Here is a 26,673-nt window from a genome sequence, read left to right on the forward strand (position 1 = left end):
CAAATTAGTTCGTTGTCATCTTACAATTTTATTCTTGAAGCCCTATTCTATGCAGCTTCATATTAAATTGGTATCACTTCCGACTCCTTGCAAGGAGTTGATTTGCGCGTATTTGCCGACGAAGAATTATCCAGAGAACTAAACGTAATTCCAGGAATAGCTGCAGTTGACGTTGCCGGCGGCGTGCAAGAAGAAATTCAAGTAAATATTGACTTAAATCGCTTGCAATCTTTAGGCGTGAGTATTTCCGACGTTTTATCAGCCCTCGAATCCCGCAACCTCGACACTTCTGGCGGGCGGCTGCGACAAGAATCAGCGGAACCTTTAACCCGCACCGTGGGGAGGTTTCGGAATGCAAAAGAAATTCAGGAAATTTCGTTTCAAGCATCGGGTTCTAATCCGCCGAAACGAGTCTTTTTGCGCGATTTTGCTCAGGTAATTGACGGTACAGAAGAAGAACGAGTTAAAGTCTTTCTCAATCAGAAAGCAGCCGTAAAAATTAGCATTCAAAAGCAGCCGGACGCGAATACTATCTTGGTTGTAGACGGGATAAAAAAGCGGCTAGAAGAATTAAAAGCATCCGGGTCCATTCCCGAAGGCACGACTATCGTCACTACTTTTGATGAGTCTAAGTTCATCCGCGATTCTATTAGCAACGTCGTATTTTCTGGTTTAACCGGGGCTGTTTTAGCGGGGGCATCAGTTTTGCTGTTCCTCGCTTCCCTGCGCCAAACTTTTATTATTGTGCTGGCAATTCCCCTGGCAACTTTAATGGCGATTATCCTGATGGGAGTTTTTCACCTATCTCTCAACGTCTTCAGTTTGGGTGGTTTGGCACTGGGCGTGGGAATTGTGGTCGATAACTCGATCGTCATGCTGGAGAATATTGTCGAAGGAACCAGCAATAAAAACAGTGCCAACGGCAAGCAGGGCTTAAGTAACAAGCAGTTGATGCAGCAAGCAGAAAAAAGCAGCCAAGAATTAGAATCAGCTTTATTTGCTTCCACCATCACAAACTTAGTTGCCGTACTGCCATTTTTGCTCATCGGCGGCTTAGTTTCCTTACTTTTCAACGAATTAATTCTCACCATCACCTTTTCCGTCGCCGCCTCTCTGATTGTCGGATTGACAGTTGTACCGATGATGGCTTCTCGATTGCTAGCGCTGCGGGTATCCAGCGGTTTGAGCAACTTTTGGCCGCTGCGCGCATTCGATCGAGCTTTTACTAATGCTACCGCCGGTTACGGTAAATTTTTATCGGGCATAGTGCGGTGGCGGTTGATTATCATTGCAGTAGCGATTATTGGATTGGGCGGTGGCAGTTGGCTGATGGCCGGTCAAATTCCCCAGGAAATATTGCCCAGAATTAATACCGGTCAAGCGAGATTGTTTGCTTTGTTTCCTGCTGGCACAAATTTGGCAACCAACCAAAGAATCATGGCAGAAGCTGATAAAATTCTCCTCAGCCAACCAGAAACTCAATACACTTTGACGACAGTGGGCGGGCTGTTGTTCGGCAATAATACGGTTGAAAATTTGCTGCGCGGCGGCTGCAACATTACGCTGAAACCTGGCACCAATACATTGGCTTTTGTGGAGCGAGTTACGCAAGAATTGAATAAAATTGATTTGCCAAAAAATACTCGTTTGCGCCTGAATCCCGAAAATGTGCGGGGTTTGGTTTTAACTAATTCGCCAGTGCGCGGCGCTGAAGTTGATATCCTGCTTCAAGGCGAAAACGAAGAAATATTGCAGCAAGCCGGCCGTGAGATATTGGGAACTTTGGATAAGAAGGTAAAATTAGCTCGTTTTCGCCCGGATGCCGATCCGCAGCAGACGGAAGTGCAGATTCGCCCCAACTGGGAACAAGCGGAAATCTACGGATTGAATGCGAGGCAAATTGGAGAGGCGATTCAGACAGCAATTCAAGGTTCTGTTCCCACGCAATTGCAACGGGGAAACCGTTTGGTTGATGTGCGGGTACAGTTCGATCGCGCTTCTGTGCAATCGATTTCGGAACTGAAGTTTATCCCTTTAACTGCTAGGGATAACAGCATTATCCGCTTGAGCGATGTGGCGAATATTAAACTGGGAAAAGCACCGGGGGAAGTTCAAAGGCTCAATCAGCGTCAAGTTTTCCTGATTGCTGGGAATATTAATAAGGGCGCGAGTTTGGGCGATGCTTTGAAACAAGTGGATGCAGTTTTGTCGGAAATCAAATTGCCGCAGGGAGTGCGAGTTATACCGAGTTCGGCGGCGGAAACTAACCGAGAATTGCAAAGTTCGCTGATTGTTTTGGGATCTTTGGCGGCGTTTTTGGTATTTGTGGTGATGGCAGTGCAGTACAATTCGCTTGTCGATCCGCTGGTGATTATGTTAACGGTGCCGCTGGCTTTGGCTGGGGGGATTTTCGGGTTGTATGCGACTAAAACTGCGATCGGCGCAACGGTGATTGTGGGGGCGATTTTGCTGGTGGGAATTGTGGTAAATAATGCGATTATTATGGTGGAGTTGGCGAACCAAATTCGCGAAGATCAAAAGGTCGATCGCACGACGGCAATTCTCAGGGCGGCACCTCAGCGCTTGCGTCCGATTTTGATGACAACTATTACCACAGTTTTGGGTTTATTTCCCCTAGCTTTGGGCATTGGAGACGGTTCGGAATTCTTGCAACCGCTGGGTGTGGTGGTGTTTTCGGGTTTGTCGCTAGCGACTATGCTGACGCTGTTTATTATTCCGTGTTTTTACATTTTGCTGCACGATTTCTTTGGGATGTTTGCAGGGAAGAAGAAACCGCAGACGGTAGCTATTCCTGTGCAGAAGGCTGCGAGAAAGACTCCGAACTTGTAAAATGTAGTGTCAGCTTTTTACGCACTTCGACGCAATCCGGCAGGGGTTTAAACCCCTGCCTCAAAGCGAAAGTCGGTTAAAACCGACTGTAGATTTTGAGGGAAAATACGATCTATTTCAGTCCTCTTTCAGAGGACTTTAGCTATGAGACAGGGAATTCATTCCCTGTCGGAGTGTCGGATTTACCAACAATACCGCTACTGCATTTGATGTGAAGTTGACGCCACAAGAATTAGTGGATAAGGTGCGTCAGTAAACATTCTATGACTCCCAAAAGAAATTCCCGGCTGACGCACCCTACGAGAATTAGTGTGTTTGACATCCGCAACTTTATTGTGTTACAATAAATACTACATAACAACCAGGCCAAACAAACTTAAACAAAAATGCCCTACGAAAAATTAGACATATCAGCCCCAAAACCAGTATTATCTTGGGCAAATCACGCCCTGGGCGAAAAAGAAACCAAGATGACCGCAAACGTAGCATCTTTACCCTTTGTATTCAAACACGTCGCACTAATGCCCGACGTACATTTAGGAAAAGGTGCTTTAGTCGGTTCAGTAATTGCCACAAAAGAAGCGATTATTCCGGCTGCTGTGGGGGTTGATCTTGGTTGCGGGATGGCTGCCATTAAAATGCCATTCAAGGCTCACAAATTAGAAGGCAAACTCAAACAAATTCGCCTCGATATCGAAGCGGCGATTCCTGTAGGATTTTCAGAAAACAAAGAAGTAGAAACAACTGTCACCAACTGGCAAGGGTGGGGGGAGTTTAAAGAACTTCATCAAGGCGTGCAGCATCAAAACAATAAAGCCTTAAAACAAATGGGTTCCCTCGGCGGCGGCAATCATTTTATTGAGGTTTGCGTTGATACTGAAAACTTTGTTTGGCTGATGCTGCATTCCGGTTCTCGCGGCATTGGAAATTTGCTCGCACAGCAGCATATCGAGACTGCTAAAGATTTAGCTAAACTGGCAGAAATTAATCTGGCTGACAAAGATTTGGCTTATTTTGTAGCGGGTACGCGGGAGTTTGCGGCTTACTGGCACGATTTGCAGTGGGCGCAAGATTATGCTCGTTTTAATCGCGATGTGATGATGAATCGGTTTAAGCGAATTGTGGAAAAGCACGTCGCGGGAGGCAAATCTGTTAAGCCGTTATTAGAGGTGAATTGCCACCACAATTACGCGGAAAAAGAAGTGCATTTTGGCGAAGATGTGTATGTGACTCGCAAGGGTGCCGTGCGCGCGGATGTAGAGGATTACGGGATTATTCCGGGTTCGATGGGGGCGAAGTCTTTCATTGTTAAGGGTAAAGGTAATGCGGAAAGTTACTGTTCCTGTTCTCACGGTGCGGGGCGCTTGATGTCTCGCACTCAAGCGAAGAGTGTATTCACTCTGGATGATTTTGTGCGGCAGACTGAGGGGGTTGAGTGCCGGAAAGATGAGCAATTTTTAGATGAAATTCCGGGCGCTTACAAGTCCATTGATGAGGTGATGAGTCAGCAGTCGGATTTGGTGGAAGTTGTGGCGACTTTGAAGCAGGTGGTTTGTGTCAAGGGGTGAATGTAAGGGAAGCTACAAAGGCAATAGCCCTTGAGCACGTAGTCTAGCAGCAAAAGGAGATTCGCCAGCTTCATTTTCTGCCTGTTTAACATACTCTTCTCGTCGCTTGATTTCTGCATCGAGTTCTTGTTTGCGATCGCAATAATAAGCTAAGGCAGAAAGAATTTGGCTCATAGTTAAGTAGCGATGATTGAGGTGTAATTCTGCTGGACTCCAACCATAAGCTATCTGAATTTCGACTAATTCAACGACTTTCATCGTAGTTCCGGCTATGATGGGAACATTGTCTTCGTTGAGTTCTATATATTTATACTCGGTCTTTGTAAGTGTCATACTTGCTGCTTTGTCGATCGACTCTTAAATAGGATGTCTATTTTCTAGTATACTTCGCCGAATCCATGCTACAACAGCAGCGACTAAATTGGGTTGGCTGGGTGAAAAAGTTGGCAAGGGAATATTTTCTTGTTCGCACACCACACAAATCGCGCGATCGAATTTGCTTAAAGCTTTCAGAAATGAATCGCTAAATCCTGTGGGGGTGGCTGAGAGTGCGGTGGAATCGTAGCAGATGAAAAACAGGGGGATTTCGCTTGGGCGGCGTAGGGAATTCCAATAAATTTTGAGTTTTTGCATTGTATCGGGATAGCCATTCTGCCACTCTGGACAATTCTGAGTTACCATCTCATCGTAAATTTCTTGGGCGGGGTTATCCGGGTCGATGAATTTGCTGATGTCGATGCAAATTAGTTTTAGTTTGTTAGATAAACCGGGTTCGTTGTCAATAGCATTGGCAAGGACTTGGGGTAAGTTTGCTAAGTTGAAACTTTGTGCGTAGGGGGTAGAATCGCCGGTAGTTTCTGGGACTTCTGGATCGCGTGTGGTGGCGGAATCGTGCCATGCTTCATAGAAGGTGGGGTAAGGGAGGTTTTGGGCGCAGTGCCAGATGACTGAGTAGTTTTCGCGGATACGATCATCTGGGCAATCTTTTAAGCCTTGAATTACTAAATGTAAAAAAATAGCTTGATTGGAGACTTGTTGACCTAGCAATATTGATGTTAAGCAATCACCAGCTATCTTTTGAAATTCCTTGTCTTGGTTGGTACGTAAAATGAAGTTTAAATGATAAATTACTTTAAGAATTTGCGATTCTAGTTCTTGTGCTGTTATATCCCCTAAACCTAGGATATTGATATCATTGAGCAACGCATCTATTACGCTATCTTCAAGTTGCTTAATCCTTGCCTCGCTTATATTTTTGATGTCAGTAGCATACTGGTATTGTGGGTGATCAATCGGGGCTATATTCAAAAAAGCCTTAGCACTAAACCAATTATTATGTGAATAAAAGGGATCAATTTTTTCTAGATGTTTCGCAAAAACTTCTATAATAAAATCTAAACTCTCCAAATCAATTTTAAAAGTTCCCATAAAAAGTTTACTAATAGATATAGCAATTTTAGTAGAATCGCTATTGATCCAATTAATTATTTTTTGAAGGGCTTTTGCTTGTAGATTTTCTGTAGTAATTTTTACCAGGCTACAAGAAGCTATTTCTACACAGCAGATATTTTCGTAGCCATCGTCTATTATGCTATTCAAAGCCTCGATGGCATCACAATTACCAGTGCCGATTACTCCTAAAGTCTCGATCGCTTCATGTCGCATATGCCGAGCCTTACTTCTATCTAGTAATGGCAATATAAATTCCACAGCTTTATGGTAGTATGGTTCCGGCAGTGCTGCCCTAGCTCCCTCTATAATACTAGAATGAAATTGAGCATCCTGTAAGTTTTTAGAGAAATAACCAACTTCTTTATAGAAACAATCAAAACTCCACGTTATAATCTGCTGTGCAATCTCATCAGCAAAGTGACTTCTAAATTCAGCAATTACAGCAGCAGCTATAAAATAAGCTCGATACCAATAAAATTTACCATTGAATCCATCGTTAAAGTTTATGATTCGCTTAATAAATGCCTCTTTCTCCTCTTTCTCCTCTTTCTCCTCTCTATCTTTTTCCTCTCGACCCAACCACAGCAAAATCACCTCTTTCCACTGCGGCTCAAAAATGCGATAGCGCTTGCCATAAACAGGACTATCGACATGATTACGAGGCAAGAAATCATCCCAATCATCAACAGCCAAAGCAGCAAAATATTCCTCAAACGTGGGATGCCACAAAGCATAAACTGTTTCATCGGGGCTTTCAGCCGCCAAACCAACCTTGTTCAACCAACCCAATTGCAACGCCAACTCAAACAACCCCTCATCCGGTTTCCCCAATACCTGACAAACCAGACTGTGCTTAAGTCGAAACCGGGATTCAGTTTGGTCGATCGCCAACTTGGCCAACTCTCCCAATGCACGATTTAATTGCTCCCGCTGACTAGAATTTGTGGAAAATTCCCTGCCTTTCCAATCATAAAACTTCTCGACAAATCCCTGATAAAGTTTCGCCTTCGTATCCGGCAAACCCCCACGATCGCGCCACAAATTCCAAGTGCTGCACAACAGCGCCAACCGCAGGGGATTTTTCACCAAATCTTTGATGCGCTCTTTTCCTGGTTCCTCTAACTCCTGTCGCAATTGCTGACCTAAATTTGGCGTTTTGTTGAACCACTTGGCGATAAATTCCTCCACTCTATCCGGCGTTGTACTATCCCCATAACTAAAATCCAAGGTGCGATAAATCTCAAAATTGTCCGCCAGCACGTTGCGGTTTGCCTCCCAGACATTCACCCGACAAGTCAGCACCACCCGCGCTTGTCCCACCCAGCCTTTCAATTGGTTAGAAATTGCCCAGAGGCGTTCTTCTCCCTGCACCGGCATTTCATCCACGCCATCCAACAACAACCAAACTCGCCCCTGATTGCACAGTTTTTTCAGTTCGGTTTTCAGCGCTTCCGTCACTTCCACCATTTCCAGCGAGATATAAGGTAGCGCTGCTGGAAGCCATTTGTCGAGTAAATATTGCTCTAGAAATTGCTGCTGGGAATTGGTTTCTGGTAAATCGGCCAGGGAAATCGAAATCGGTAAAATTTCGGTGTTTTCCTGCACCCAAAAAGCGATTTTGCGTAAGAGGGTTGTTTTTCCCGCCCCCGGTTCGCCAATAATAGCGATGCGCTTACCGTTATGCTTACCTTTCCCCTCTGTGAGGATATCCAGCAAAAACTGTTCGTGCTCAAAGCGCTGCTTTTCTTCGTATTCGGGCTCGTACAGGCGCGAACCTTGCTGTGCTTGAGTGTCGCCACGGATCAGATTAGGTTTTTTGCGCTCTACTAATGCTAGGGGTACGTGGATTTCTTCTAACTCAAAGCGATCGTCCTCATCGCGCATCAACGCATTGGTGGTTAGCGGTTTCTGTGCTTCCAGCATGGCGAGGGAAATATTTCGCCAGTCAAACGCATCAGATTTCTTGAATTTTGCCTCTAAAGCTTTAGACTTTTCTGGTCTGCTATCTTCCCACGCCTTATCAAACTGCTTGAGATTCTTTTCCCGATCTTTTGACCACAGCGTCAGCGTGAAATGCCAGGTATCAACTCCCTTGGTTTGGGTGCGGTTGTCCTCCAAAATCTTTAAGAAGTCTTTTAACAGGTTCAGCGCTTCTCGAATTTTAGGTTTAGTTAACTTGCCAGGATATTTGTCTTTTGCGATCAACCACTCCAAAGTGACCAGTGTTGTTTCGACAATCAGTTTCGGGTTGGTACTGTCTTCCGCTTCCCACTTGGATTTAATGTCAAAGCTGTCCTCAAATTCCCAATCGACGAAAGCAAGCAATGCCTCCAACAGGCGCTTCACCCGCTCTTTAACCGTAGGCCCGTAAGTATTTCGCGGCATAGAAGTCCAAAAAATTACCACAAAGTTTGGGGCTACCCCAAATTATCTCTACCACCCCAAACCCCTACTATCCAGATTTTACAAGACTTTTGGCTGCGATCGCTACGACTTGATTAAGCTTACAACCCCAAAGAGAACCTGTTGATGTGGTTAATCAAACAAGCTTCCGAACATGAAAAACAACAGCCAAAGCGATCGACAAAAGTTCATCCGCCAAGCGATCACAAGTGCATTTATCCTGCAAGCAGCCATTATCGGCATCAAGGGCAATCTCGATGTGCTTTCAGGTAAACCAGCCCTCGATGTTATCCCCTGGATGATAACCCAAGGTATTGAGTTAATCGTCAAAACCCATCGCACCCGAAAGAGTGTTGAGAAGGGTGATCGCATTAAAAAAGATCGCATCGCCCAAAATCCCGACGATTGATATCGCTTCGAGGCTGCAAAAGCGATCGCACAAACAGCATCAAAAGGGGGAAATTGAGCTTAACTCGATTTCCCCCTCTTGACAAACGCTTTGTTTTCTGAAGCTTTTCTCTAACAGACCATCTGTCTCGACTCAATTTCTAGCAAGCGCAGCAGTGTTTCATCGCCCTTGGCCTTGGCTGCTTCCTTTCTACGATCGAGAATATTGCAAATATTCGCCCGGTGCACTTGCGCCACTTCCACAACTGTTGGATAAGATTCAACCGCCGCTGAGGCGCGAGCTACTGCGGCATCCCGATCGCCAGCTTGAGCATCTCGCTTTTTGGTATGGTTTGTGCCGCCGCCGCCGTATTTTTTGGGGTTGGGAATGTGTCTCGGATACCGATAGTTCCAGTTTTGCCCCCGGTATTTGCCCGCGACTTCGCCTTCGACCATATCAACTGTCGGAATGTCGTACTCGTAGTTTGCGCCGCGATAAGTGAGTTTCATATTTTTTGATCCTTATATTTATGGAGATAAAAAGGGCAGTCAGGTCAGGTTTGGTTTTCTTGGCTAAAACTTTTTTAGTTTCTGTATTCAATTATACTGTTTTTCGAGATGAATCCGCTTTATTTACAAAAATTAATATTTTGAGGGCGAGACGGCAAGAAAAAACCCGCCGCAGCGGGTTTAATCGAGTTTTTGACTAATTCGAGCAGCACCCGGAGCGAAACTGCTTCGCTTGGGAAGAACTAGCCAACTGTCACCTGATCGGTTTGCACGTTGGTGGCACCTTCTTCCGCAGAGGCGATCGCCACCAACTTGTCGAGAATTTCCTGACTAGGAACTTGACCTTTGAGAACAACAGTGCTGCTGAGCTGAGCTACATAAACAGTCTCGATATCAGCAACTTCTGAATCGCTGTCAAAAGCTAAAGCCACCCGCTTCGCGAGGCCGCTTTCGTCAAAATTTCCGTCGGGGCCGACTTTAGCAGGAGCGATGGATTGCGATTGGGCAGCTTGCTGTACTACTTGTGCCATCGGTTCAGCCGGGGCTTCAGGCTTTTCGAGTCCGAACAGTCTTTTAAACCAACCCATAGTATTTGAGTCTCCTGAAAATACACTTTTTACACAATAGCTCTAGAATTCCAAAAGACTCCTAATTGTTGCAAAACTCAGCGAAATTTATCAAAATGTTTTCCGGCAGACTTTCACAATCTCAAATCTCCTCTGATATCCAGATGTTTATTTGACTATTTTATGTATAGGACGCTACGCCTTGGATTGCAGACCAGTAGTCGAAATAGTTCCCACTTTTACCTTGAAAAAACTGCACAGCGCGCCGGAATACATTCCCGGTTTGTTTAACTACCCAGGACATCTTGTGCTGGTCATCGAAGTGTGTTCACTGATACAGGGACTTTGCCCTGCGCTTAATTGAGGGTAGTCCTGCATATACGCTGTAAATCTAATTCTTAACTTTTTATATAATATTGTTCTGCTTCCGACCAATTCAGTTTAAGCAACGAATCATCTCCCCAGGTTAGTTTGAGACTCGGCTTAATTGCTTCCACGCCCAAAGCGTTAATAATCTGCGCTGCGACAGCTTTCGCCAATAGTGGCGGTACAGAATTTCCGACTTGGCGAAAACCGTGCCATTTTGTGACGTGAAATCTAAACCAGTCAGGATAGGAATGCAGCCGCGCAGCTTCTCTGACTGTAATGCACCGAGGGGCGATCGGGTGAATTGGTCTCGGCGAAGTATAAGCGCCCCTCGCCCTGTCGGTTCCGGCCCTGAGAGTGTTGCAAACTCCGTTAGGATGCAGCTTGTAAAAACGGCTGATCGGCTCTTTTTCGCCGTGTTTGGCAGCATGAAACCTTTCCATACATTCCTGAGAATGTTTAGTTCGCAAACTACAAGAGAGGATTTGTCGATCGTACTCGCGATCGTAGGAATAATCATCATCCAAACCATCAATTCCGCGCATTATACTCGCATAAGTGCTGCACTTTCCGTACTCCGCCATTACCCAATCTCGGTGCAGCAACTCGCTGTAGTCTTCCACCTCCGGCAAATCTCCAATCGCATCCCAAACTGTCGGGACAGCAGGTAAATTAATTTTTTTATAGCGTTTAGGAATTTTTATTTTCGGCAGTATCGTAGTTTGCTGAGGGTATTTGGGTAGCTCATAACCTTCTTTGCACCCAATCAAAAACAATCGTTTGCGAGCTTGCGGTACTCCATAGTGAACAGCGTTGAGAACTTGATAATTTTCTTCTACTTTATAGCCACGTTTCATAAAAGAGCTAATTAAAACATTCAGGAGTTCTTTGTGTTCTCCTGATGCAATTCCCGGCACATTTTCCATTACAAAAAACTTGGGTTTTAGCTCCAAAACTAAGCGCTGAAAGTGAAAAATTAGAGAATTTCGTGGGTCATCCACATCGCGCTTGCCCATCATGGAGAATCCTTGACAGGGCGAACCGCTGATTACTACGTCTATCTCGCGCCGCCCGATCGCCGATTTTTTCCTAATTTCTGAGCCCGTAAGCGCTGTGACATCTTTGCACAGAATAGAACACAGCGGGAAATTAAACTCGTGTGTGGCGCAGTGAATAGGGTCAATTTCGACTGATGCAAGTACATCAAAACCTGCTTGTTCAAAGCCCAGGGTCATGCCGCCCGCGCCTGCAAATAAATCAACAGCGATCGGTCGCTTTTTCCGATTGCTTGGCATAACATTTCAATAAAAAAGTGGCTTTAATAGAAATTAAAAAAATTAACCGGGTTTTTGGTAATAAATCTTGGGTTTGTCAAGGAGCCATCCACAAAGAAACCGGGTTTATACATAACCTTTCAATACCAAAATTGCTTTAAGAAGCTGTATTTAATTTGACATTTTTCATTATTTCCCCAGCGGCCCGATCGCACACACCCACATCTCCGAGACTTTCCCGCATTTCTCGATAACCTGCCAAAGTTTGCTGGCGTCGAGCGGCATTTTGCAGCAATTCCAGTGCGTGATTCACTATATTTTCCGCAGTAGCGTCGTCTTGCAGCAACTCCGGGACGATCGGCTTCATTTGCACCAAATTGGGCGGAGACATAAAAGGAATCGAAAATTTCAGCACGTGGCGAGCAATAACCGCCGTAATCGGACTGACGCGGTAGGCGACAACTTGCGGAACGTCGAGCAAAGCTAGCTCCAGATTAACAGTACCAGATTTAGCGATCGCCAGATCGGCAGCAGCCAAGATTTCCAGAGTTTGATTTTCTAACAAAGTAGCCCGCAAACCGTAATTCTCGATCGCCTGTTCGATTTTGCTACGGAAAGCTTTGTTAGCAAGCGGAATCCAAAAATGAACTTCCGGCAATTTAGCTTGAATAATTTGAGCGGCCTCAAATATGACCGGCATCAGGTACTTGAGTTCTTGGTGTCTGGAAGCGGGAATTAGGGCGATCGACACCTGTTCCGACTCAATTCCCAAAGTTTTGCGGGCAACTTCCCGGCTGGGCGCAGATTGCATTCTATCCACCAAAGGATGACCAACCCAACTCACTTGGGCTCCTTTTTTTTGATAATAACAAGCTTCTTCGGGGAAAATTGCCAAAAGTTGGTCGCAAATATTGACAATCAGATCAGTATTGCGAGGAGAAATCGACCAAACCCATTCTTGAGGTGCGATGTACCAAACCACCGGCAAATCAGGCAAATAGCGGCGGATGTAGCTGCCAATACCGAGATTTGGAGTCAAATAATCAATCAATACAACCGCATCGGGGCGAAAGTTTTTGAGATATTGTTTAGCTTTTTGCTGAACTTGGATCGTTGGCCAAATATACGGCACTGATTCTATAAGGCCCATAGAACCAATGCCCACAGTATCTCCTAAAATAGTAACCCCAGCTTCTGCCATACGAGGGCCGCCCAATCCTGTTATTTCTAACTCCAAACCGGCGGCGACAGCGTGACGTTTTAAGGCTGCAACTAACAAAGATCCTTGCAAATCGCCAGAAACCTCACCAGTGCTGATAAAAATTTTCATATTCTGACTTTATACAGGTGAGATGTTTGCTAATAACTCGGTAACAGCATCATATTGATCGGGCATATTAGCACAGCGTAGCAGTAATTCTAAGTCCAGAGCGGGAAGGAATGTACTCCTGGCCATCTGCTCATAATTTTCACCTGTTAAGTAATAGAGAGATAACTGACTATTTTGCCAAAACCAAACTTCCCGAACGCCCAATCTTTTGTAGAATTCTAGAGTATTTATCCCGCCACTGGTAATTACCACTTCAATAGCAATATCTGGGACTATTTTTTGCGTTCCTATATCATAGGAATCATCCGGCTCTTTTCTACCGCCTAATTCTCTGTCACCCAGAGTCGGCCCGCCCTTGCCGTAAAATCGAATCCCATTTGCTCTCATATATGCCTCTAAGAGCATACAGAGAGTTTTCTTGATTATTTCGTGTTCGGGCGAGACAGTTATAATTTGCAGTTTTTGATCGAGATAGAAAAATTTCACACCTCTGAAATCTTTAAAAGCTGCTTCTATAGCTTCAAATTGCTCCCAACTAACATCTGAGAACCTGATCCAGCCATCTTGTTCTGTTTCAGGGGATGTAGATTTGACTGAAGTATATACATTCATAGGGCAACAGTCGCTTAGTTCATAGGTTTATTCTACCTCATTTACTTTTTGCCAGGAATCAAACCGCGCCGCCCTTTCGTTATAGACTGCTGCACAAATCTCCGCAGGTGCTGCAAATGGGCGTTTTCTGGCAACAAATCCAACTGTTCCAAAGCTTGATTTAGAGTGTAGCCAGAATGATATAGAATACGAAAAGTTTTCTTCAAAACTAGCAAATCTTCTGCTGTAAAACCAGCGCGTTCGAGGCCTATTTTGTTGATTGCTCGCACTCTCGAAGGATTCCCCTCGACTAGCATATAAGGAGGTACGTCTCGATCGATCCTGCTCAAGCCGCCCACCATAGACAAGCGGCCGATGTGGACAAACTGGTGAACGCCCAAAACACCGCTCAAGCGGGCTTGAGACTCGATTTTAACGTGTCCGGCTAAGGCTACAGCATTGGCGATAATTACTCGATCGGCGATCGCGCAATTGTGTCCCACATGAACATAAGCCATCAATAGATTATTATTGCCAATTGTCGTGCTTTCCCCGGCTCCAGTAGCGCGGTTGATTGTCACATATTCCCGAATTTGATTGCTGTCGCCAATTTTCACCCTAGTCGGAGAACCCTCGTATTTCAAATCTTGAGGTTCCAAACCTATCGCCGCACCGGGGAAAATTTGATTGCGAGCGCCTATTTCTGTTAGCCCGTCGATAATTGCATGGGCGCCAATCTTAGTATCCGGCCCGATTTTCACTCTTTCCCCAATTACAGCATAAGCTCCCACTTCTACAGTCGGGTGAAGTTCAGCACCGGGATGAATCACAGCAGTTGGGTGAATCAAAGTAAGCATTTGTCAGTTTTTTTGCTGGTAAGTGGGAAGGAAGTTTGGCAACGCGCAGTGTAAGGGATTAAACCGATTAAACGGATGGATGTTGAACGAAGAAGGAAGAGGGAAGAAGGCATTTTTTTAATTTTAAGATTGCTTCGTTCCGAGGAACGCTTGGCGGTTTCAATTTAACTTCCAAACTCATAACTTAAAACTACCCGCAAGCCCTCACTAATTCCCAATTTAATCTACCATCGAAAACGTCAATTCTCCTTCACAAACTTTTTGTCCGTCTACTTCAGCTAGAGCCTGCATTTTTGCGAAGCGGCGGCGTTTTACCCACAGCAATTCTACAGTCATCAGCAACTGATCGCCCGGTACAACCTGACGACGGAACTTGACTTTATCAATTCCCGTAAACATCCACAATCCTTGCTCGATGTCGGGCAACTGAGCGAGAACAATACCGCCAACTTGAGCCATCGCTTCGACAATTAATACTCCGGGCATAATCGGCCGTCCGGGAAAATGCCCTTGAAAATGCGGTTCGTTGAAAGTTACATTTTTAATTCCTACAGCCTTCTCGGACGGCACGTAATCAACAATCTTGTCAACCAGTGCAAAAGGATAGCGATGAGGCAATAATTTCTGAACTTCTTCGAGAGTAAAAGTAGATTTAACCGCTGGAGAATCCTCACCGTTGTTGGTGGGGACGGATTCAGAATTAGCAGTATTGGGGGTGTTAACTTCAGTCAGCGTGGACATTGCTTGAAGACTTTTGAGTGTGGTATGGCAGAAGGCAGAAGGAAGAAGGAAGATGCAATCTTAACAGATCACCTGTTTTTTCCTAACTTTTATCTAGCGTAGCTAGAGCTTCCGATTTCAGGGCTTGGGCGAGTTGGACGTGCAGGTTGTGACTGGCTTTGTAAGCCAAGTAGTGAGCTTTTGGCCAAGTTCCGAGCAGACTGAGGTCGCCTGCTAAGTCTAGGATTTTATGGCGCACTGGTTCGTTGGCAAATCTCAAAGGCGGGTTGAGCCAGCCGGATCGATCGCAAACTAGGGCGTTCTCTAGGGTACCACCTTTGATCAAACCTGCTTGTCGCAATTGGTCAACTTGGCGAGCAAGTCCAAAAGTGCGGGCTGGGGCGATCGCGCTAGCAAAACTTTCTGCTTCTGGCGACCAACTGTACCATTGATTGCCGATCGCCTGTTCCTCAAAATCAATTCCGTAACTAAATCGAGTTTCGGCTGAGGGTAAAGCCGCTGCAAAAGCATCCCCGTGGCGCACCCAAATTGGCTGTTCTAGGACGAAGGAGGAAGTGGGGTCTTGCTTCGATTCTTGATGAACTAAGCCGGTATGGGTGATCGCCTCTACCCAAACCAGAGCCGAACCGTCCAGCAGCGGCACTTCCGGCCCATCAACCTCAATTCGAGCATTATCCGCTCCCATCCCCGCCAAAGCGGCTAATAAATGCTCTACAGTGCGAATTTGAGCATCGATACCTGCCAGTTCAGTCGAAAGTGCAGTCTGACAAACTGCCTCAATTTTTGCAGGAATTATCGGAGCACCAGGCAAGTCAATTCTGACAAAATAGCGGCCTTCCCCAACCTCCGCAGGCAAAACTCGGACGCGAGTTTGTTCGCCGCTGTGCAAACCGATTCCCGACAGTTCAAATTCAGATTTTAAGGTACGTTCAATAGTCATTAGTCATTAGTCATTAGTTAGTAGTCAGTAGTCAGTAGTTAGTAGTCAACTGTCACTGTCATTAGTTAGTAGTTAGTAGTCAACTGCCAACTCTCAACTGTCAACTGCCAACTGTCAACTCTCAACTGTCAACTGCCAACTGCCAACTGCCAACTGCCAACTGCCAACTTAGAATCGTTCACCAATTCCAAAGTGAATTTGATTGTCGCCAGTGTCGTTGATACCGTAATCGATCCGGATCGGTCCTAAAGGAGATTGAATCCGCACGCCGAGACCGTAACCGTAACCGCTACCGGGCTTTCCACGGATACCCGCCGGGTCGCCCGGGACATCTTTGCCCGTGCCCAAGTCAGTGCCAGCATCCAAAAATAGCGCTCCGCCGATAAATGAAATAATCGGGAAACGGTACTCTACGCTGGCTTCTAGGAAACTGCGACCGGCTCCGAGGTCGCCTTCGTCGTATCCGCGCACCGAGTTGGCGCCGCCCAAGGCAAAGGCTTCGTATGGAGGCAAATCTCCGAATACTGTGCCGCCCCTAAAACTGAATGCCAGGGTTTGAGGCCCGGGGGTAAAGTTAGTGTACTTGACGGGTAGGTAAAAGCTGTAGCTGGCCCGCAGGCGGTTGAACAGGATGCTGCCGGAACCTACAGGAATCGATTGTTCCATCCCAAACCTGAGCAGGGAACCGCTAGTGGGCCGGAGGGGGTCGTTGCGCCGATCGCGCACAACACCTGCTTGCAAAGTTGTCAAGTCATCCGAACCCGAATCGCTAAAACTCAACAGGTTGCCGAGTTCGTCCCGGGATTCGCGCCTGCCTTTGCGATCGGTAATTGAGACTCGCTGGTACTGCAAACCGAGTGAAGCAGTCCACTCAGAATCGGCAAAAGGATTGCGCGACAGGGGACGGGTGAAATTGATGCCGGCGCCGGTGCGATTGATGCGGGGTCGATCGTCGTTGGGCAATCTGACTTCCCGTTCGCCGCCGTCAAAAATCACGCTGATCGATCGTCTTCTAAACGCATTAACCGTATAAGAAGTCCGGTAAGGATCGCCCGCAATCCAGGGGTCGGTAAAACTCAAGTCAAACAGATTTTGGCGTTCCCCGATTTGCACCTCAGCGCCCAACTTCTGGTTTCTGCCGCCCAAGTTTTGCTGCTGGTAACTCAGCGTGCCGAACAAACCCGTCGCGGAACTCAAACCCGCACCCGCCGCCAAAGAACCGGTATTTTTCTCAATGACGTTGACAATTACCCTTGCCTTGCGGGGGTCAGTCGTTCCCGGTTCCAAGGCAAGTCGTACGTCTTCAAAAATTCCCAAACCAAACACCCGTCTCAAATCTCTTTCCGCCTTGGTGCGGTTAAAGATGTCTCCGGGCTTGAGTTCTACTTCGCGGGTGATGACAAAGCGACGGGTGTTTCCTCCGATCGGCTGACCCGTGGCATCTGTTGCCTCTCCCTCCTTGTTCAGGAAGCGGACATCAACCGATTCGATCTGGCCTTCTGCCACTACCAGCGTGACAGTGCCGTCGTCTCCTACTTGCGGGGCATCAGTGATTTGGCCCAAAACATAGCCGTTCTCTTGATACCACGCATTAATTTTTTTCACTCCCTCTTCAAAGCGGCGGAGGTTGAGAATTTTGCCGTATTGATCGCGGAAGCTTTCGTCAATTACGCTTTGGGGCAGCACTTGCTGGCCGGTGATTGTCACTCCCCGCAGCACTGGATTTGGCTGCACAATAAAAGTCACCCGGACGCCCAACGGGGTGTCTTCCGGTACTGCCCGCACGTTTCTGAAAAAGCCTGTGGCAAAAATGGCGTTGATGTCTTGTTGCAGTTGGCTGCGGTTGGTCGTGCGTCCCGGTTGGGTGCTGATGACTCGGTAAATTTCGCTTTCCAAGTCTCCCGTCGCCCCGGTGACGGTAACTTCGGCAACTAGCACTTGCGGTTCTGCCGCCCCGGCGGGTGCGGGGGTTTGTCTGGGCAGCGGTGCTGGGCCAGGGGGCAATGGGGGAACGGTGTTAGCCGGCGGTCTGGTCGGGGCCGGCCTGGTCGGGGCCGGTCTGGGGGTAACTTGGGCGTTTTGAGCGATCGTCCCTGATACCTCTGGTTTCCCTAGCTCTGCTGCGATCCAGGCGGGCGTTACAGCCGATTCGTCGGGGGGGAGCGAGCTTTCCTGTTGCGCCTCTGGCAGGGCGTTTTGGCTGCTAGAGGCGGGGGAGGGGTTGGATGCTAGCTCGGGTTTGAGTTGAAAGCTGGCAGGGGAAACAGGCGAAGGCGTGTCTGTGAATCGGTCTGGGGGTTGGTCGTTGGGTTCTCCTCTGGCAGGGGCCTCCGCTATTTTTAGGGCTTCCCCTTTGCCTGTTTTAGCGGCTTTGCGGTTTTGAGGAGGATTTTGGGTTAATTCTGGAATGGGGCGATCAGGTAATTCGATCGACGGGGCGGGCGGAACGGCAGCCAAAGCTTCCTCTGCTGATTCAGAGTAGGATGTTTGGCCACTTGCCGAATTTGATAACCCGAATGTTGCTGAGGCAGTAAAAACTGCCACCAATACAGCAGATAAACGCATTTTTGTTCACTTTTTTGGGCAATCCACACACCACATTAGTCATTATTCATTAGTCATTAGTCATTAGTTATATAAGTCGGTGGAATTTCGCGCTGACCGCTAATTGATGACTGTTGACCGCTGATTGCTGACATCGAAAGAGAAGGGTGACAAACTGTGCAATTCTAGCGCATTACCAACGCCTCTAGACTTTCTGAGCGAGAACCCGTTGGAGAACTTGCTGGTAAGCGGTTTCTACCGATCCTAAGTCGCGGCGGAATCGGTCTTTGTCCATAACACGGGCGTCGGGGTCGGCTTCTGCGTTGTCCCAGAGGCGGCAGGTGTCGGGACTGATTTCGTCGGCGAGGATCAGATTTTGATGTTGGTCGATACCGAATTCTAGTTTGAAGTCTACCAGGGTGATGCCGCACTGACTGAAAAATTCTTTGAGTATTTCGTTAATTTCGCGGGCGGCGATTTCTAGTTGGTCTACTTGTTCGGGGGTGGCTAGCTGCATTAGCAGCAGCCTGTCGCGGGTTAGCAGCGGGTCTCCCAAATCGTCGTTTTTGTAATAAAACTCTACCAGCGGCGGATTAACTATTGTGCCGAGGGCGAGTCCGGTTTGCTTGCAAAGACTGCCGGCGGCAATGTTTCTGACTACGACTTCCAAGGGCAAGATTTGGACGCGACAGACTCGCATTTGGTTGGGTGCGGGCGTGTCGATGAAGTGGGTGGGAATGCCTTTGGCTTCTAGCATCCGAAACAGGTGGGCGGATACGGCGCAGTTGATTTCGCCTTTGCCAACGATGCTGCCGCGTTTCTGGGCGTTAAAGGCTGTGGCGTCGTCTTTGAAGTGGGTCAGCAAAATTTCGCTGTCTTCGGTGGAGTAGAGGATTTTGGCTTTGCCTTCGTAGAGTTTGCGATCGGCTGACATGGCGATTAATAATAATGTAGATGAGTTTTAGATTTTACCGTAGCTCGATCGGGCGTTATTGGCGAGTTTTTGGATTTCGGCTGCGCCCCTCAGAGCATGAGGGGCGAGTACACCTGTAGGTAGATACCGTCATCGGCCCCGGCATAAATGATTCTTGACAAAGGACAATAGAGATTAAACCTGCTGGGTTCGCGATCCGTGCTGAGTAAACCTCGCCAATGAGACGGGCGCTTAAAAAACATCTATAAAATGGCTGATTTATGCAAGACAAAAAAATTCATATTCTCTTGGTAGAAGATGATGAGGTTGATGTGATGAACGTCCGGCGAGCTTTCAAAAAAAACAACATCGTCAACCCCCTCTACATTGCTGCCAATGGATTAGAAGCTCTAGCTATATTGCGTGGAGAAGGAAAAATAGATCCTCCCATGCCTCAAGAGCGCCGGTTGATTTTGCTGGACTTGAATATGCCGAGAATGAGCGGGATCGAGTTTTTGCAAGAATTGCGAATGGATGAATGTTTGAGGTCGATTCCGGTAATCGTCCTCACGACTTCTAATGAAGATAGAGATAAAGTAAAAGCTTATAATTTGAATGTAGCGGGCTATATTCTTAAACCTGTTACTTTTTCTAACTTTGTGGAAGTGATGGCTACCCTAAACAGATACTGGATGCTGAGTGAAATTCCCTAAACTAGGCGAAATTTAATAAAAAATTTATTTTTTAATGTGGCTTGGTGATTTTTCAGGGATGCAGTTGTTTTAATTCTTTTTTCCAGACTGCAGCTTTTTCGGAGTAATCCACAATTCGGTTGTTATGGACAAAATTCTCACAATTCTGATAGTTGATGACGATGCAGTCGATCGAATGGCGATCAAACGCTCGCTCAAGTCCGCTGGTGTTTCGGCAGAAGTTACTGAGGCAGAAGATTGCGCGGATGCCCTGACAAAACTCTCGGTTAGCAAAAATTCTACCCAGGCTACCGCAAAACTCTCCAAACACAATAAATCTCAACCTTTAAGGGAGGTTGAGGAGACAGAAAAGGGGCTGCTATTAAATCAAATATTTGAGTGCAAATTTGACTGCGTATTGCTCGACTACGGATTGCCGGACGGAGACGGACTGAGTTTGGTAAAACATCTACGAGAAGCGGGGCTGAAAGTTCCCTTAATTGTGCTTACAGGTCAAGGCGACGAACAAATTGCTGTGGAATTGATGAAGGCGGGAGCTTCTGATTATATAGCTAAAAACAAGCTTTCTCCCGAGAGTTTGTCTCGCAGTTTATACAATGCGATGCGCGTTTACCGCGCCGAATCTCAGGCGTTTCATACCAGTCAAAAACTTAAGGAAAGTGAGGAAAGGTACAGGTTAGTTTTAGAAGGAGTGAACGACGGAATTTGGGATTGGGATTTAAGTAAAAATGAGGTTTATTGGAACGATCGCCTTTTGGAAATTATCGGTTTGTCGCGAAAGCAATTTGGCAGGACTATGGACGCTCTATACAACCGCCTGCACCCCGATGACAAGGAGGGAATCGTCGCGGCGATCGCCGCTCACTTGGAACAAGAAATAGACTATAATGTAGAATTCCGGCTGCTACACTCGAACGGTCTTTACCGCTACTGCACTTCTCAGGGAAAAGCTCAGCGGACTTCCCAAGGCAAACCGCTGCGAATGGCCGGCATGATTAGCGACATTACTGAGCGGAAACAGGCGGAAGATGCTCTGGAAAGGGAGCGGCAGCAACTGAGACAAATTATTACTTGCGTGCCTGTAGCAATGGCGATGTTCGATACACAAATGCGCTATATGGCTAACTCTAAAAAATGGATGAGCCAATTTAATTTGGAGTTGCCGTCCCTCAATAATTTTAGCCATTACGAATTGTTTCCAGATACGCCGAATCGCTGGAAAGTAATGTACCAAGAAGTGCTCAAAGGCAAGGTAGTTTCTGTGAGCGAAGATGCCTGGGAACGAGCCGACGGATCTGTTTTGTACCTGCGGTGGGCTGCTCACCCTTGGTACGATCCAGACGAGAAAGTCGGGGGAATCGTGATGGTTGCCGACAAGATTAATGAGCTAGTGGAAGCGCGGGAAACTGCCTTAGAAGCGAGCCGGGTGAAGTCGCAATTCTTGGCCAACATGAGTCACGAAATTCGCACTCCGATGAATGGGGTTTTGGCAATGGCTCAATTGCTGCTGCGCGCTCCTCTGGAACAGAAACAGCGGGACTGTGCTCAGACTATTTACCGCAGTGCTGAGCATTTGCTGAATGTTATTAATGATATCCTCGATTTCTCTAAGATAGAAGCGGGAGAAATGCGGCTGGAAAAGACTAATTTTGATTTGGATAGCTGCGTTGAGTCTGTGATAGAAATCATAGCGCATTTGGCAGAAGAAAAAGGTATTGAATTGAATATTTTAGTTGACAGCTCAGTGCCGAGAAAGTTGGTAGGCGACTCGGGCCGATTGAAGCAAGTTTTGCTGAATTTGACGGGTAATGCCATAAAATTTACGGATAGCGGTCAAGTTCTAGTTCACGTAACAGTGAAACAGGGCAACCGACTGGCAGACGGTAGACAAGAGGCAAGATTACTATTTTCGGTGCGGGATACTGGCATTGGAATTTCGGCCCAAGGGCAAACAAAGCTGTTCCAATCTTTTTCTCAGGTAGACGATTCTCCTACTAGACCTTACGGCGGGACGGGTTTGGGTTTGGCCATTTGCAAGCAATTAGTGGACATGATGGGAGGTGAGATTGGAGTTCGCAGTTTGCTAGGCAGCGGTTCGACTTTTTGGTTTACTGTACCTTTGGAAAAACAGTTGCAAGTTGAGGCTCACGAGCCCGAACTTGCGGGCAAGAAGCTGTTAGTAGTATCGGGAAGCGCTTTGAGGAGGGCAGCGGTGCGATCGCTTGCTCAAAGTTGGGGCGCTCGCTGCGATGAGGCAGAAACTGCTGCTGAGGCTTTGAGTTGGTTGAACAATGCCCAGGGCGGGATTTCTCAGAATTCGGGGGAGGGGGGAAAAAGCTGGGATGTGGTGCTTGTGGACTTGCAAATGCCGGAGTTGGATGCGGAGGAATTTGCTAGGAAAGTGCGATCGACCTCTATAGTTGGCTCGTTAATCGCCATGACTGCTTTGCGGGAACAGCCGAAGGCTGAAGCGCTTTGCAGTCGGGGTTTTAACGGATATTTGATCGAGCCAGTGCGGCCAAGCCGTCTGCTTGAGGCTTTGCAGGTGTCGGTGAAGGGAATGGGAGATTTTGGGAGAGTGGAGGCTGCTAATACTTGCAAGTTGCCACCAGTTAATTCTCAATATATTACTTCCAATTCGCCGTCATCGCTGAGAATTTTGGTGGCGGAAGACCACCCGATCAATCAACAAGTTCTTGTCGAACAGTTGGCCGTTTTAGGGTATCAGGCTGACTGCGTGGTCAATGGTCAAGAAGCGCTGGATTTGCTGGCAAAAAAAAGCTATGATTTAGTGCTGATGGACTGTCAAATGCCGGTACTTGATGGTTACAAAACGGCGCAAAAGTTGAGGCAAATCGAAGGAAGCGATCGGCATACTTTTGTGATGGCTTTAACTGCTCATGCTATGCCGGGGGAACGAGAAAAGTGTCTGGCGGCGGGGATGGACGATTATCTCAGCAAACCTGTAGATTTAGATGCTTTGGCGGCGGCCCTGAAAAAGTATGAAGCCCTAAAGGTTGAGGGTGAAAATAAGTATGGAGTTAAAAGTATTAATTCGGAAAATAAATCTCAATTAGCAACAAATTATACAGAAGTTGTCGAAAAAGCGCAGGTTGTGGCTCTGCCGACACCAAGGGCGATCGCACTTCAAACTTGGGAACATAGAGACTATGACGGACTGTTCGACAAGAGCAGATTGGAGCAACTCGGACGAGTTAATATTAAATTGCCCGAGCGACTTTTGCAAGCTTTTGTGGCAGACGCGCAAGCTGATTTGGCTGCTGCCAAAAGAGCCGTAGAAGCTAAAGATTGGCAAGCTGTGGAATATCAAGCACACCGTCTCAAGGGAACTTCGGCTAACGTGGGAGTTGCTCTGATGTCGGATTTGGCCACACAATTGGAGCATCAAGCGCGAGGCTTTCAATCTGAACCACCAGGGGTGGAGTTGTCAAAGATGGAGAGGGTTGAGAACATATTAGTGAGTTTGTCCAGTCATTTAGCCCGTGTTCAAGAATTTGTGGAAACTCGAATGTTTGGTTAATATCTTACTCGCTGGGAATCGATATTAGTCGATTAAAAGCCCCATTACAAAAACGAAGTCCCTCTCTAAGAGACTAAGAAATAAAGCGGTACGGTACGGAGTGTGCATCCTACATATAGAAAATCTAGAAAAATTTTGTTTGTTTCTTCACTCCTTGTCCTCTGCGTTCTCTGCGGTTAATTAAAAAAATAATTAATTTAGCTATGAATTACGATACCAGTACAAACACTATTTTAGATAGCGATTCATTAGAAAAAGATGAAAAAGTGCTAACGCCTTTGATGAGTTTTGCTCGGGAAGTTTTATTGTATGAAAAAGAAGCTATTTCTGAGAAAAATTCTGTAAAGGCAGTACCGTACTCACCCGAGGAAATGAATAACTTTTGTGTTGACAATCTGGTGGCAAAAGTGGCTCGCTGCTGTCGGGAAAGCAAGGTTGGTAAAAAATTACCGACGGCTTTTTACGTTCACGTTTCGGCTTTGCAGACACTCAACCCTGTCCTGGGAATGTACGAAAATTGTGCCAGACGCACTCTCGAAAATATCGATGAAGCAACTTTAGTTAAAGTTTCACTCCATCAACCTAAAATATCTTATCTTTTTTACCCTGATTTCGATACAGATGCTCATCCAGCTTTGCAAACCAGCATCCAGATTAATCTAGCAACAGGGGAAGTTAAATATTTTGATTACAGCAACAGCGAAAATCCCCCCGTTTTGCACCGTAAGGAAACTTTTGTAGCTGCGGATTATCCCAATTACGAAAAGTTTGCGCGGCTGACTCGCTGCGAAGAAAAGTGGGGGCTGCTTGACAATACTAGCGTTATCGGCACTCGCGAGGGTTGGCTCAAATATTTGGGATATTGCGGTGTAGAAATCCAAGATCATACTGTTGTCGAGCGTTTGAAACAGGAGAATAGCGAGGTATCAATTCCTAAGATCGAGCGGCACAAAGCTGCAATGGTACGCAATTCGCTTTCTAAACCCCTGCGTCTGGTTTTAGAAGCTGATTTAGTGAGGGACGGGGCGACTTTTTTTGATTACGGTTGCGGTTACGGCGGGGATGTTAAATATATTGCACAAGAGGGTTATGCTATTTCTGGTTGGGACCCATACTATCAGCCGGATACTCCACGAATTTGTGCTGATATTGTGAATATTGGTTATGTGATTAATGTCATTGAATCTTTGGCGGAACGACGAGAAGCTTTGCTGAATGCTTGGGGATTGACTAAAAAATTATTAGTGGTAGCAGCTCAAGTTTTGATTGACGATCGCCAACAAGGTCAAATTGCTTACGGGGATGGGGTGATTACTTCTCGGAATACTTTTCAGAAGTATTACGAACAAGAAGAGTTGAAGGTTTATATTGACCAAGTTTTGAGTGTGGATGCAATTCCTGTTGCTTTGGGGATTTATTTTGTGTTTCGGGATGCTGCGGAGGGTGAAGGTTTTCGCGCTTCTCGGTTTCGATCGCGCTTATCGACTCCCCGAGTGCGATCGCAAGTTAAGCGGTTTGAGGATTATGCGGAAATGCTGGCTCCTTTGATGGCTTTTGTGAGCGATCGAGGCCGCCTTCCGGTTAAAGGCGAACTAGCGGAAGAATCGGCGATTAAGGAGGAGTTTCACAGTTTTAATCGCGCTTGGAGAGTCATTTTGCAAGCAACGGATGCGGATGATTGGGAGAAAATTGCCGACAAGCGCCGCCAAGATTTGCTGGTATATCTCGCTCTCAACGGTTTGGGCGATCGGCCTTCAATCCGCCGACTCCCGGCTCAAATCCGCAACGACATCAAAGGTTTGTTTGACAATTATCAAAAAGCTTGCACTTTGGCTGATTTAATGCTATACAGTCTGAGCAAACCTGATATTGTGGCTGACTGCTGCGAAGATAGTGCGATCGGCTACAAACAGCCCGGTTCCCTTTCAGTACACGTCTCTGCATTAGAAGAACTTGACCCTTTGCTGCGACTCTACGAAGGCTGCGCCAACCGCACGATTGGCAGGCTTGACGGCGCTACAATCATCAAATTTCACGCTCGCAAACCTCAAATTTCTTATTTATTTTATCCCGATTTTGACACTAACCCGCATCCAGCCCTTCACACTTCTATGCACATAGATTTGCGCGACCTTTCTGTGAGCTATCAAGACTATTCTGATGTGTACAACCCGCCAATTTTAGTTAAAAAAGAAGCTTTTGTTACTGCTAGTTATCCCCATTACGAAAAGTTTGCGAAACTCACCCGCCAAGAAGAAAAGTTAGGGATTCTAGATCGTGGCGCAGTTAAGAAACATCGGGAATGGGTGAAGTGTTTAGAAGCAAATTGCGTTAAAATTAAGGATCATAAGTTGTTTTGGCGATCGAATGCTGACCCCGAAAGGTTAAAAATGCTGCAAAAAGCTGCGTCGGAACGCCAGCATAAAAAAAGTGAGGTTAATGTAGGAAAGAGTGAAGGAACCACAGAGGGCGCAGAGGATGGACAAGAAGAGGGAGAGGAATAGTCATGGAAGCAGATTATGATTTTAGTCAGGGTAAGCGAGGGCGATCGATCCAATATTACCTGGAAAAACTCGTCTCACAATCTGGTTACTCAATCCTGAAACATTCGCTTGGTTTCAGGCACAAGGAGAAAGTGCCCAACAGCAAATGTCTGTAGGAGTTAGGATTGATGCAGATGCACACAAAACCTATCCAGCATTCGTAACAAAGCCAGCATAACGCTCGGCAGGCTAACAACCCCAATCCAGCGGACGAAAGGGAGCTCTCGGTGGCGAGTTGAATGTTGTCTGCCGCCACTGATTCGGAAGGTTATGCCGCTGAGTTCTTGATATAATAGACGTAGCCAGAACTTTTCTTTAATCCAGCTAAGTTGATTTTCCAAAAATAAATGCCTATTTGTAAGCTTTGTGGACGTGAAAAAAAACTCATAAAGGCTCATATAATTCCTAGACAGTTATATGGGCCGATTCGAGAAGCTAGCAATGGTGAGTCACCAAGGGTGTATGGAGTTGGGACAGGTAAGAAATCACAGCAATCTCAGAGTGGGATATAAGTAGTCAAACAAAATTAATTACACAAACAACTAATATGATATAATAAAAAATATCAAGTTGTGTTCAAAGAA

Annotated in this window: 18 protein-coding genes; 6 read left to right on the top strand and 12 right to left on the bottom strand. The window is 46.5% G+C overall.

Annotated features, from left to right (window positions below; genetic code table 11):
* The first annotated feature begins 102 nt into the window (after positions 1–102).
* On the top strand, positions 103–2,850 hold the full coding sequence (locus tag QUA04_RS21170) for an efflux RND transporter permease subunit (RefSeq protein WP_445242350.1): 2,748 nt from the start codon (positions 103–105) through the stop codon (positions 2,848–2,850).
* A gap of 386 nt (positions 2,851–3,236) precedes the next feature.
* Entirely contained in the window at positions 3,237–4,418 is a 1,182-nt protein-coding gene (locus QUA04_RS21175) for an RtcB family protein (RefSeq protein ID WP_333260272.1), read from the top strand.
* Between the two features lie 12 nt (positions 4,419–4,430).
* Here QUA04_RS21175 and QUA04_RS21180 read toward each other — a convergent pair whose 3' ends face one another.
* Both QUA04_RS21180 and QUA04_RS21185 read right to left on the bottom strand, forming a co-directional pair.
* Positions 4,431–4,751: a DUF433 domain-containing protein gene (locus tag QUA04_RS21180; protein ID WP_333260275.1), complete on the bottom strand. Its 321-nt coding sequence runs from the start codon at positions 4,749–4,751 to the stop codon at positions 4,431–4,433.
* A gap of 24 nt (positions 4,752–4,775) precedes the next feature.
* On the bottom strand, positions 4,776–8,255 hold the full coding sequence (locus QUA04_RS21185) for an NACHT C-terminal alpha/beta 1 domain-containing protein (RefSeq protein WP_333260277.1): 3,480 nt from the start codon (positions 8,253–8,255) through the stop codon (positions 4,776–4,778).
* Positions 8,256–8,427: 172 nt separating this feature from the next.
* On the opposite strand from QUA04_RS21185, the gene QUA04_RS21190 reads away from it, so the two are divergent.
* Positions 8,428–8,682: a hypothetical protein gene (locus tag QUA04_RS21190; protein WP_333260280.1), complete on the top strand. Its 255-nt coding sequence runs from the start codon at positions 8,428–8,430 to the stop codon at positions 8,680–8,682.
* Positions 8,683–8,792: 110 nt separating this feature from the next.
* Here QUA04_RS21190 and QUA04_RS21195 read toward each other — a convergent pair whose 3' ends face one another.
* The 10 genes from QUA04_RS21195 to purC form a co-directional block, all read right to left on the bottom strand.
* Complete coding sequence (locus tag QUA04_RS21195; RefSeq protein ID WP_333260283.1) at positions 8,793–9,170, bottom strand: DUF4278 domain-containing protein; 378 nt, start codon at positions 9,168–9,170, stop codon at positions 8,793–8,795.
* Positions 9,171–9,412: 242 nt separating this feature from the next.
* Positions 9,413–9,757 carry a BON domain-containing protein gene (locus QUA04_RS21200; RefSeq protein ID WP_333260285.1) on the bottom strand — a complete coding sequence of 115 codons (345 nt, stop codon included), beginning with the start codon at positions 9,755–9,757 and terminating at the stop codon, positions 9,413–9,415.
* A gap of 377 nt (positions 9,758–10,134) precedes the next feature.
* Positions 10,135–11,397: a DNA cytosine methyltransferase gene (locus QUA04_RS21205; protein ID WP_333260288.1), complete on the bottom strand. Its 1,263-nt coding sequence runs from the start codon at positions 11,395–11,397 to the stop codon at positions 10,135–10,137.
* A 136-nt stretch (positions 11,398–11,533) separates the two neighbouring features.
* Positions 11,534–12,706, bottom strand: a complete 1,173-nt coding sequence (lpxB, locus tag QUA04_RS21210) for a lipid-A-disaccharide synthase (protein ID WP_333260291.1) — start codon at positions 12,704–12,706, stop codon at positions 11,534–11,536.
* Positions 12,707–12,715: 9 nt separating this feature from the next.
* The gene (locus tag QUA04_RS21215) at positions 12,716–13,318 is read right to left on the bottom strand and encodes a Uma2 family endonuclease (protein WP_333260295.1); all 603 of its coding nucleotides are present in this window, start codon (positions 13,316–13,318) and stop codon (positions 12,716–12,718) included.
* A 41-nt stretch (positions 13,319–13,359) separates the two neighbouring features.
* Complete coding sequence (gene lpxA / locus QUA04_RS21220; RefSeq protein ID WP_333159474.1) at positions 13,360–14,154, bottom strand: acyl-ACP--UDP-N-acetylglucosamine O-acyltransferase; 795 nt, start codon at positions 14,152–14,154, stop codon at positions 13,360–13,362.
* A 219-nt stretch (positions 14,155–14,373) separates the two neighbouring features.
* Complete coding sequence (gene fabZ / locus QUA04_RS21225) at positions 14,374–14,895, bottom strand: 3-hydroxyacyl-ACP dehydratase FabZ (RefSeq protein ID WP_333260297.1); 522 nt, start codon at positions 14,893–14,895, stop codon at positions 14,374–14,376.
* Positions 14,896–14,977: 82 nt separating this feature from the next.
* Positions 14,978–15,835, bottom strand: coding sequence for a UDP-3-O-acyl-N-acetylglucosamine deacetylase (gene lpxC, locus QUA04_RS21230; protein ID WP_333260299.1), 858 nt, complete (start codon positions 15,833–15,835; stop codon positions 14,978–14,980).
* Between the two features lie 168 nt (positions 15,836–16,003).
* The gene (locus QUA04_RS21235; RefSeq protein ID WP_333260302.1) at positions 16,004–18,400 is read right to left on the bottom strand and encodes a BamA/TamA family outer membrane protein; all 2,397 of its coding nucleotides are present in this window, start codon (positions 18,398–18,400) and stop codon (positions 16,004–16,006) included.
* A 184-nt stretch (positions 18,401–18,584) separates the two neighbouring features.
* Positions 18,585–19,313 carry a phosphoribosylaminoimidazolesuccinocarboxamide synthase gene (purC, locus tag QUA04_RS21240; RefSeq protein WP_333041222.1) on the bottom strand — a complete coding sequence of 243 codons (729 nt, stop codon included), beginning with the start codon at positions 19,311–19,313 and terminating at the stop codon, positions 18,585–18,587.
* A 260-nt stretch (positions 19,314–19,573) separates the two neighbouring features.
* Between purC and QUA04_RS21245 the strand changes: the two genes are divergently transcribed.
* The 3 genes from QUA04_RS21245 (at position 19,574) to QUA04_RS21255 (ending at position 26,050) form a co-directional block, all read left to right on the top strand.
* A complete protein-coding gene (locus QUA04_RS21245; protein ID WP_333260305.1) occupies positions 19,574–20,005 on the top strand; it encodes a response regulator in 432 nt (143 codons plus the stop codon).
* Positions 20,006–20,129: 124 nt separating this feature from the next.
* Positions 20,130–23,546, top strand: coding sequence for a response regulator (locus QUA04_RS21250; RefSeq protein WP_333260308.1), 3,417 nt, complete (start codon positions 20,130–20,132; stop codon positions 23,544–23,546).
* Positions 23,547–23,749: 203 nt separating this feature from the next.
* Complete coding sequence (locus QUA04_RS21255) at positions 23,750–26,050, top strand: DNA phosphorothioation-associated putative methyltransferase (protein ID WP_333260311.1); 2,301 nt, start codon at positions 23,750–23,752, stop codon at positions 26,048–26,050.
* The last annotated feature ends 623 nt before the right edge of the window (positions 26,051–26,673 follow it).

The organism is Microcoleus sp. S13_C5 (assembly GCF_036700845.1).
Lineage (GTDB): Bacteria > Cyanobacteriota > Cyanobacteriia > Cyanobacteriales > Microcoleaceae > Microcoleus.

Excerpts from the sequence above, each read along its gene's own strand:
- QUA04_RS21200 (WP_333260285.1), bottom strand. The coding sequence starts at position 9,757 with ATGGGTTGGTTTAAAAGACTGTTCGGACTCGAAAAGCCTGAAGCCCCG.
- lpxA (WP_333159474.1), bottom strand. The coding sequence starts at position 14,154 with ATGCTTACTTTGATTCACCCAACTGCTGTGATTCATCCCGGTGCTGAA.
- QUA04_RS21205 (WP_333260288.1), bottom strand. The coding sequence starts at position 11,397 with ATGCCAAGCAATCGGAAAAAGCGACCGATCGCTGTTGATTTATTTGCA.
- QUA04_RS21185 (WP_333260277.1), bottom strand. The coding sequence starts at position 8,255 with ATGCCGCGAAATACTTACGGGCCTACGGTTAAAGAGCGGGTGAAGCGC.
- fabZ (WP_333260297.1), bottom strand. The coding sequence starts at position 14,895 with ATGTCCACGCTGACTGAAGTTAACACCCCCAATACTGCTAATTCTGAA.
- QUA04_RS21190 (WP_333260280.1), top strand. The coding sequence starts at position 8,428 with ATGAAAAACAACAGCCAAAGCGATCGACAAAAGTTCATCCGCCAAGCG.
- purC (WP_333041222.1), bottom strand. The coding sequence starts at position 19,313 with ATGTCAGCCGATCGCAAACTCTACGAAGGCAAAGCCAAAATCCTCTAC.
- lpxB (WP_333260291.1), bottom strand. The coding sequence starts at position 12,706 with ATGAAAATTTTTATCAGCACTGGTGAGGTTTCTGGCGATTTGCAAGGA.
- QUA04_RS21255 (WP_333260311.1), top strand. The coding sequence starts at position 23,750 with ATGAATTACGATACCAGTACAAACACTATTTTAGATAGCGATTCATTA.
- QUA04_RS21250 (WP_333260308.1), top strand. The coding sequence starts at position 20,130 with ATGGACAAAATTCTCACAATTCTGATAGTTGATGACGATGCAGTCGAT.
- QUA04_RS21180 (WP_333260275.1), bottom strand. The coding sequence starts at position 4,751 with ATGACACTTACAAAGACCGAGTATAAATATATAGAACTCAACGAAGAC.
- QUA04_RS21215 (WP_333260295.1), bottom strand. The coding sequence starts at position 13,318 with ATGAATGTATATACTTCAGTCAAATCTACATCCCCTGAAACAGAACAA.
- QUA04_RS21245 (WP_333260305.1), top strand. The coding sequence starts at position 19,574 with ATGCAAGACAAAAAAATTCATATTCTCTTGGTAGAAGATGATGAGGTT.
- lpxC (WP_333260299.1), bottom strand. The coding sequence starts at position 15,835 with ATGACTATTGAACGTACCTTAAAATCTGAATTTGAACTGTCGGGAATC.
- QUA04_RS21195 (WP_333260283.1), bottom strand. The coding sequence starts at position 9,170 with ATGAAACTCACTTATCGCGGCGCAAACTACGAGTACGACATTCCGACA.
- QUA04_RS21235 (WP_333260302.1), bottom strand. The coding sequence starts at position 18,400 with ATGCGTTTATCTGCTGTATTGGTGGCAGTTTTTACTGCCTCAGCAACA.
- QUA04_RS21175 (WP_333260272.1), top strand. The coding sequence starts at position 3,237 with ATGCCCTACGAAAAATTAGACATATCAGCCCCAAAACCAGTATTATCT.